Genomic DNA, 6,640 nt, shown 5'->3' on the forward strand with positions numbered 1-6,640 from the left:
GCGTCGATGCCGAAGGATGCAACCGTCTCCTTCCCGCGACATGGGAGAGGAGACAGCAGGCTTTACGCCGCCTCGATGCGGTAGCTTTCGATCACCGTATTGGCGAGCAGCTGCTCGCACATCTTCCTGGCTTCGCCTTGCGGGTCTTCGGCGCCGGCAAGGTCGAACTCGATCAGCTTGCCGACGCGGGCATTGGAGACGCCCGACCAACCCAGACCCTGCAGGGCGCCTTCGACGGCCTTGCCCTGAACATCCAGGACGCCGGGCTTGAGGAAGACGTGAACTTTTACCTTGGCCATCAGTGCAGTCCTCCCTGGATGACCGTCGGCATGCCTTTCATGATGCCCAGGCGACGCGCGACTTCGGTATAGCTTTCAATCACATTGCCCAGGTCGCGGCGAAAGCGGTCCTTGTCCAGCTTCTCGCCGGTCGAGGCGTCCCACAGGCGGCAGCTGTCGGGGCTGATCTCGTCGGCCAGCAGGACGCGGCTGAAGTCGTTTTCCCACACCCGGCCGAACTCGATCTTGAAGTCGACCAGGGTGATGCCGACGGCGCTGAACATGCCCGACAGATAGTCGTTCACCCGCACCGTCATCGCCAGCATGTCGTCCAGCTCCTGGGTCGAGGCCCAGTTGAAGGCGGTGATGTGCTCTTCGGTGACCATCGGGTCGTTGAGCTCATCCTTCTTGTAGTAGAATTCGATGATCGAGCGGGGCAGGGGCGTGCCTTCCTCGATGCCCAAGCGCTGGCTCATCGAGCCGGCGACGATGTTGCGGCACACGACCTCGAGCGGAATGATCTCGACTTCGCGGATCAGCTGCTCGCGCAGGTTCAGACGCTTGATGAAGTGGTTGGTCACGCCGATGCCGTTCAGGCGCGACATGATGAACTCGCTGATCTGGTTGTTCACCACGCCCTTGCCTTCGAGAACGGCCTTCTTCTGCGCGTTGAAGGCGGTAGCGTCGTCCTTGAAATACTGGATCAGGGTGCCGGGCTCGGGTCCTTCGTACAGGATCTTGGCCTTGCCTTCGTAGATCTTCTTGCGCTTGCTGTTCATGGTCCGGTCCCGGCTTACGGGCGCCCTCCAGAAACAAAAATCGCGCGGCCATATGTGGAGGGGGAAGACCCGGTCCTGGCGGCGCGTTTCGGAATCGTTCGGGCAGTCAATCTCGTTCGGGGTCTCCTTAGCCGAAGGCGGCCCTCGATACAAATGAGGATGGCCGGCGCTGCAATCATTGGGGACAGGATGTCCATGCGACGGAAGTCAGGTTGCGTTCGCGGGCGGGCGGTCTATAGACGGCGCTTGCCCCGACGTTAGCGGGGTGGACGGAGCTTTGCTGAGCGAAATGACGACCTTCGACGATCGGGAAAAGGCCTTCGAAGCCAAATACGCCCTCGATCAGGAGCAGGAGTTCAAGGCCATCGCCCGGCGCAACCGGATGCTGGGCCTTTGGGCTGCGGAAAAGATGGGCCTGTCGAGCGAAAGCGCGGACCAGTACGCCGCCGCCGTGGTGCGCGCCGATTTCGAGCAGCCGGGAGACGAGGACGTGTTCCGCAAGGTCGCCGGCGACTTCAAGGCCTCGGGCCTGTCGGTGTCGGAGGGCGAGATTCGCTCCAAGATCGACGAACTGGCCTCGATCGCTCGTGAGCAGATTCGCGCCGGCGAGTAATCGCTTCGGTCTTTGGACTGATCTGAGAATTCGAAAGGGCCGCACCCGGGGGAAAGTGCGGCCCTTTCTTCTTGCCGGGGACGTTGGGGGGATGTCTCACCCGGCGTACTGTGCGTCTCGCGCTCCTGAAGAACACCAGGGCCGAGATTTGGTTTCAGGCGTCGCCGCCTGAAACCAAATATTTTTTACGGCATCAGAACCGTGTCGACGACGTGGACGACGCCGTTCGATTGGCCCACGTCGGCCTGGGTGATCGTGGACTTGCCGCCCTTGGCGTCGGTGATGACCCAGGTGTTGTTCGGGCCGGCCGAAACCTTCAGTTCTTCACCCTGAACCGTCTTCAGCGTGGCGGTGCCGCCGTTGGCCTCGGCCTGGGCTGCGATATCGGCGGCCGTCAGGCGACCGGCGACCACATGGTAGGTCAGGATCTTGGTCAGATCAGCCTTCATCGCCGGCTGCATCAGGCTGGTGCGCGTCGCCTCGGGGATCTTGTCGAAGGCGGCGTTGTCAGGGGCGAAGACCGTGAACGGACCTGCGCCTTGCAGGGTGTCGACCAAGCCGGCGGCCTTCACGGCGGCGACCAGGGTGGTCAGGTTGGAGGCTTTGGAGGCGTTGGCGACGACAGTCTCGTTCGGGCTCATGGCAGCGCCGCCCACCATCGGGTCGGTCGCGGGGGCCATGGCAGCGCCGTCGGCCGGGGCCATGGCGGTCGATTCCGCCGGCGTCGTGGCGGCCGGCTCGTTGTTGTTGCAGGCGCCGAGCGCCATCAGCGCGCCGCCGGAGACGGCGACGAGCATAAGATTGCGAAGTTTGGTCATGTGTTTCGTTCCCTTTGGGCCGCTCTCAAGGCGGTAACGGGAACGTTACGCGCGACACCGCACAGTGGATGCATGCCGCGCGACAAGACATCGCAGCTTCACCATTCAGTTTTCGCGCGCACTTCTATGCTGCTTTGCAGCAAGAGACCTATCGTTCGATCAGATCAGTCAATGAATTCCAGATGTTCGCCTTGCCTGCCAGTGGAATGGCATGAGCCGGGCTGGATGAAGGCAGGTCGATAAGGCCAACCCCTGCGACGTCGCCGATAATGCGCCGTCCCAACTTGGCCGCCAGCTTGCCGTTGAAGGCGACCGCTCTCAGCCGCGGCAAGCTGCCGATCAGGCCGCGCAGATCAGCCGCCTCCGGCGAGCGGATCGCGGCATCCAGACTGCCCGACCTTTCCGCCGACGCAATCACATCCCACAGGCCCACGCCGCGCGCCTTCAATCGATCCAGCCGCTGCTCATAGCGAAGGGTTACAAGGTCCTCGCCCAACACCTCGCTGATCAGCGGCCAGAAGGCGTTGAGCGGATGGGCGTAGTACTGGGCCGCCTTCAGCGAGGCGTCGCCGGGCAGGCTGCCCAGGATCAACAATCGGGTTTCCGCATCGACGACGGGTGCGAACCCCAGCCTGCGACCGCCCGTATGGTCCGTCACTTGACCGGCGGGTCGTCGCGCAGCCAGCCGGTGATCGAGCGGCGCTTACCGCCTGCGTAGGCGGCGACTGGTGCCACAGAGTGCTGGCGGGGTGTCTTGAACACCGTCCAGACGTTGAAACCCGGCTTGAAGCCGCGTTCGATATCGCCGTTTGCGTCGTGAAACAGCAACTGGCCGCCCCAATCCGGCCGCCAATCGCGCGACAGCCCCAACGTATAGGCTGCCCGCCGCTCGCCGACGCCTGTGTCGTCGTGCTGGGTCAGGAAGTCGCCGGGCCGGAACCAGGTGGCTTGCGCGTCGATCTTGGTCACGCTCGTTTCGCCGGTCACGGCTTTGGCGAATGTTGTGAAGGGCGTGTCGTTGAAAAACTGCACCAGGGCGTGCGTCGCATGGCCCTCGTCCTTCCCGGTGAGCAAGGTCGTGATGATCGGATAGGCCAGATAGATGAAGGAGAAGCCGTCACGACCCTCCGCCAGCGCGCGCTGCATCTGTGCGCCGATCGCATCGCGGCCCATGGCGTGCATGTCTTGCGGCGACAGCAGCTTGCCGCCCTCCGGCGTCTTCAAGGACAGATGCCAAGACGTGTCGTGTTCGAGCGCAAGATCCAGCCATTCGGCGCTCGCCTCATCCAGCAGATCGGGCACCTGCACCATGCCGTCGCGCGCATAGGCCGCCGCATAGTCGCGGGGATCGAGCCGGGGATTGAGCCGGATTGTCTTGTTCAACGCGCATTGACCGTGATTGTCACGACCATCGTCCTGCCGACTGAAGATGCGGATGGAGCAGATTGTGTTTGGGCGATACAGCGCAGGGTTTCTAGATCGCGCACGCTCATATGACGGTCGTCAGTTAAGTCGCAGCCGCCCAACTGCCTGCCCGCACTCACCACGCATCGCATGTCTGTCTTGATCGAGCGCGAACCCTTGTGACGCCGCAGGCAGACTTCAGCCCGGGCGTCATCAGACAGCAGAGCGGTAGGTGCATACACCGACCAGCCGATGTAGCTGATCTCAGGCGTGTTGGCCTGAATGAACAGAGCGAGCAGCGCGGCGATCATGCCTCATTGAACACCCGCTTGAACACCACGTCCACGTTCTTGGTATGGTAGCCGAGGTCGAACAGGGCCTCGAGCTGGCCGGCGGGCAGGGTGACGCGTTCGTCGGCCTTCAGAAAATCCAGGAAAGCGCCTTCGCCGCGCCAGACCTTCATGGCGTTTTCCTGAACGGCGGCATAGGCGTCTTCGCGCGACACGCCGGCCTGTGTCAGGGCCAGCATGACCCGCTGCGAGTGCACCAGACCGCCCAGTCGGTCGATGTTCTTCTGCATGTTCTCCGGATAGACGTTCAGCCGCTCGACCACATTCGCCAGACGGTGCAGGGCGAAGTCCAGGTGGATGGTGGCGTCCGGGCCGATGCCCCGCTCGACCGAGGAGTGGCTGATGTCCCGCTCATGCCACAGGGCCACGTTCTCCATCGCGGGCGTGACGGCCGAACGGACCAGGCGGGCCAGGCCGGTCAGGTTCTCGGTCAGGATCGGGTTGCGCTTGTGCGGCATGGCCGACGAGCCCTTCTGACCCTTGTCGAAGAACTCCTCGGCTTCGAGGACTTCGGTGCGTTGCAGGTGGCGGATCTCGACGGCGAGACGCTCGACCGAGCTGGCGACGACGCCCAGAGCGGCGAAGAAGGCGGCGTGGCGGTCGCGCGGGATCACCTGGGTCGAGACAGGTTCGACGGTGAGGCCCATCTGGTCGGCGACATATTGCTCGACCGCCGGATCGACGTTGGCGAAGGTGCCGACGGCGCCCGAAATGGCGCAGGTGGCGATTTCTTCCTTGGCGGTGATCAGGCGGCGTTTGGCGCGCTGGAACTCGGCATGATAGCCGGCCAGCTTTAGGCCGAAGGTGACGGGCTCGGCGTGGATGCCGTGCGAACGGCCCACGGTCGGGGTGTATTTATGCTCCTTAGCGCGTGTCTCCAGCGCGGCCAGAACCCGATCGACGCCCTCGATCAGCAGGTCCGAAGACCGCGCCAGCTGGACCGCGAAACAGGTGTCCAGCACGTCCGAAGAGGTCATGCCCTGGTGCAGGAAACGGGCTTCTTCGCCGACGATCTCGGCGACGTGCGTCAGGAAGGCGATGACGTCGTGTTTGGTGGTGCGTTCGATCTCGTCGATGCGGTCGGCGTCGAAGGTCGCATCCTTGCCCTTGGCCCAGATGGCGTCGGCCGATTCCTTGGGGATCACGCCCAGCTCGGCCATCTTCGTGGCGGCGTGGGCCTCGATCTCGAACCAGATCTTGTACTTGGTTTCCTGGGACCAGATGGCGGCGGCGACGGGGCGGGAGTAGCGCGTGATCATGGGCGGGTCGTGTCGGTCGTGGGGGGCGCGGAGTCAAGGTTTGCGGGACGGCGCGGTTGACTTTGCCGGCCGTTGTCCCAGATTCAGCGCGCTTTCAGGAGGACGACCTCCCCCACATGGGACCAACGCCGGGACGACCCGACGTCATGCAGGGAGAATGTCATGGCCTGGGTATTCCTTTTTTTCGCCGGTCTGCTCGAAGTCGTCTGGGCGTTTCTGATGAAGGCGTCGGCCGGCTTCACGCGACCGTGGCCGACCGTGGGCATGATCGTCTTCATGATCGGTTCGTTCGGTCTGCTGTCGCTGGCGATGAAGACCCTCCCGCTGGGCACGGCCTACGCCATCTGGACCGGCATTGGCGCGGTCGGCGCCTTTGTGGTGGGCGCGGTCTTTCTAGGCGAGCCGCTGACGCCGCTCAGGATCGCGGGCGTCGCCCTGGTCGCATCGGGCCTGGTTGTGCTGAAGCTGGCGGCGAGCCATTGATGGCGGCGACAGGAGACGCGTGATGGAACTGGTGATCGGCGACAAGGCCTATTCGACGTGGTCGCTGCGGCCGTGGCTGGTGCTGAAACATTGCGGCGCGGTCTTCGACGAGATCATCGTGCCGCTGAACCAGCCCGACACCGATCAACGCATCCGTGAACATTCGCCGTCCGGCCTTGTCCCGGTGCTGAAGGTCGAGGGCGAGGTGATCTGGGATTCGATGGCCATCGCCGTCTGGGCCGCCGAACGCTATCCCGAAGCGCGGCTCTGGCCGTCGGACGCCCATGCGCGCTGGCTGGCGCGTTCGGCGGCGTGCGAGATGCATGGCGGCTTCACCGCCCTGCGCACGGCCTGTTCGACCGGCCCGGATCACTGGATGGTCGGCCCCAGCCGCGCATCCGCGCCGGACCATCCGGGCCTGGCCAAGGATCTGCGCCGGATCGTCGAACTGTGGCGGAGCCTGCGTGACCGGTTCGGCGCGAGCGGGCCGTATCTGTTCGGCGACTGGTCCGTGCCGGACGCCTTTTTCACGCCGGTCGCCGCCCGCATCCGCCATTTCCAGCTGGACCTCGCCGCCCACGGAGACGACGGCACGGCCCAGACCTATGCCGAGACCTTGCTGGCCCATCCCCACTTTCTTGAATGGGAAGCAGACG

10 protein-coding genes are annotated in these 6,640 nt (G+C 64.2%); 3 read left to right on the plus strand and 7 right to left on the minus strand.

From position 1 onward, the window contains the following. Nucleotides 1-62: 62 nt before the first annotated feature. Together purS and purC are read right to left on the minus strand one after the other, a co-directional pair. Nucleotides 63-299: a phosphoribosylformylglycinamidine synthase subunit PurS gene (purS, locus tag RT123_RS02660; RefSeq protein WP_205682775.1), complete on the minus strand. Its 237-nt coding sequence runs from the start codon at nucleotides 297-299 to the stop codon at nucleotides 63-65. After that, a complete protein-coding gene (gene purC, locus RT123_RS02665) occupies nucleotides 299-1,057 on the minus strand; it encodes a phosphoribosylaminoimidazolesuccinocarboxamide synthase (RefSeq protein WP_055752965.1) in 759 nt (252 codons plus the stop codon). Before purC ends, purS begins: the two co-directional genes overlap by 1 nt. A 289-nt stretch (nucleotides 1,058-1,346) precedes the next feature. Between purC and RT123_RS02670 the strand changes: the two genes are divergently transcribed. After that, nucleotides 1,347-1,670 carry a DUF1476 domain-containing protein gene (locus RT123_RS02670; RefSeq protein ID WP_039244540.1) on the plus strand — a complete coding sequence of 108 codons (324 nt, stop codon included), beginning with the start codon at nucleotides 1,347-1,349 and terminating at the stop codon, nucleotides 1,668-1,670. A gap of 185 nt (nucleotides 1,671-1,855) precedes the next feature. Here RT123_RS02670 and RT123_RS02675 read toward each other — a convergent pair whose 3' ends face one another. The 5 genes from RT123_RS02675 to purB all read right to left on the minus strand — a co-directional run bounded on the left by RT123_RS02675 (nucleotide 1,856) and on the right by purB (nucleotide 5,501). Then, nucleotides 1,856-2,488, minus strand: a complete 633-nt coding sequence (locus tag RT123_RS02675; RefSeq protein WP_313007658.1) for a fasciclin domain-containing protein — start codon at nucleotides 2,486-2,488, stop codon at nucleotides 1,856-1,858. 148 nt (nucleotides 2,489-2,636) lie between these two features. Further along, nucleotides 2,637-3,146: a DNA-deoxyinosine glycosylase gene (locus RT123_RS02680; RefSeq protein ID WP_313007660.1), complete on the minus strand. Its 510-nt coding sequence runs from the start codon at nucleotides 3,144-3,146 to the stop codon at nucleotides 2,637-2,639. Continuing rightward, nucleotides 3,143-3,871 carry a 2OG-Fe(II) oxygenase family protein gene (locus RT123_RS02685; RefSeq protein WP_313007662.1) on the minus strand — a complete coding sequence of 243 codons (729 nt, stop codon included), beginning with the start codon at nucleotides 3,869-3,871 and terminating at the stop codon, nucleotides 3,143-3,145. Before RT123_RS02685 ends, RT123_RS02680 begins: the two co-directional genes overlap by 4 nt. Next, complete coding sequence (locus RT123_RS02690; RefSeq protein WP_066550020.1) at nucleotides 3,868-4,203, minus strand: hypothetical protein; 336 nt, start codon at nucleotides 4,201-4,203, stop codon at nucleotides 3,868-3,870. Before RT123_RS02690 ends, RT123_RS02685 begins: the two co-directional genes overlap by 4 nt. Further along, complete coding sequence (gene purB, locus RT123_RS02695) at nucleotides 4,200-5,501, minus strand: adenylosuccinate lyase (protein ID WP_313007665.1); 1,302 nt, start codon at nucleotides 5,499-5,501, stop codon at nucleotides 4,200-4,202. The genes RT123_RS02690 and purB overlap by 4 nt, the downstream gene beginning before the upstream one ends. Before the next feature lie 162 nt (nucleotides 5,502-5,663). Between purB and RT123_RS02700 the strand changes: the two genes are divergently transcribed. Together RT123_RS02700 and RT123_RS02705 are read left to right on the plus strand one after the other, a co-directional pair. Further along, nucleotides 5,664-5,984 (plus strand): multidrug efflux SMR transporter, encoded by a 321-nt coding sequence (locus RT123_RS02700; protein WP_313007667.1) that lies wholly within the window; start codon nucleotides 5,664-5,666, stop codon nucleotides 5,982-5,984. Between the two features lie 22 nt (nucleotides 5,985-6,006). Further along, nucleotides 6,007-6,640 (plus strand): glutathione S-transferase family protein (locus tag RT123_RS02705; protein ID WP_313007669.1); only part of this gene is annotated, 634 nt, incomplete at its 3' end.

Source organism: Brevundimonas vesicularis (assembly GCF_032067225.1).
Taxonomy (GTDB): Bacteria; Pseudomonadota; Alphaproteobacteria; order Caulobacterales; family Caulobacteraceae; genus Brevundimonas; species Brevundimonas vesicularis_F.

What these genes read in the sequence shown, in the direction of transcription:
- purC (WP_055752965.1), bottom strand. Translation starts at nt 1,057, where the DNA reads ATGAACAGCAAGCGCAAGAAGATCTACGAAGGCAAGGCCAAGATCCTG.
- RT123_RS02670 (WP_039244540.1), top strand. Translation starts at nt 1,347, where the DNA reads ATGACGACCTTCGACGATCGGGAAAAGGCCTTCGAAGCCAAATACGCC.
- RT123_RS02700 (WP_313007667.1), top strand. Translation starts at nt 5,664, where the DNA reads ATGGCCTGGGTATTCCTTTTTTTCGCCGGTCTGCTCGAAGTCGTCTGG.
- RT123_RS02690 (WP_066550020.1), bottom strand. Translation starts at nt 4,203, where the DNA reads ATGATCGCCGCGCTGCTCGCTCTGTTCATTCAGGCCAACACGCCTGAG.
- purS (WP_205682775.1), bottom strand. Translation starts at nt 299, where the DNA reads ATGGCCAAGGTAAAAGTTCACGTCTTCCTCAAGCCCGGCGTCCTGGAT.
- RT123_RS02675 (WP_313007658.1), bottom strand. Translation starts at nt 2,488, where the DNA reads ATGACCAAACTTCGCAATCTTATGCTCGTCGCCGTCTCCGGCGGCGCG.
- purB (WP_313007665.1), bottom strand. Translation starts at nt 5,501, where the DNA reads ATGATCACGCGCTACTCCCGCCCCGTCGCCGCCGCCATCTGGTCCCAG.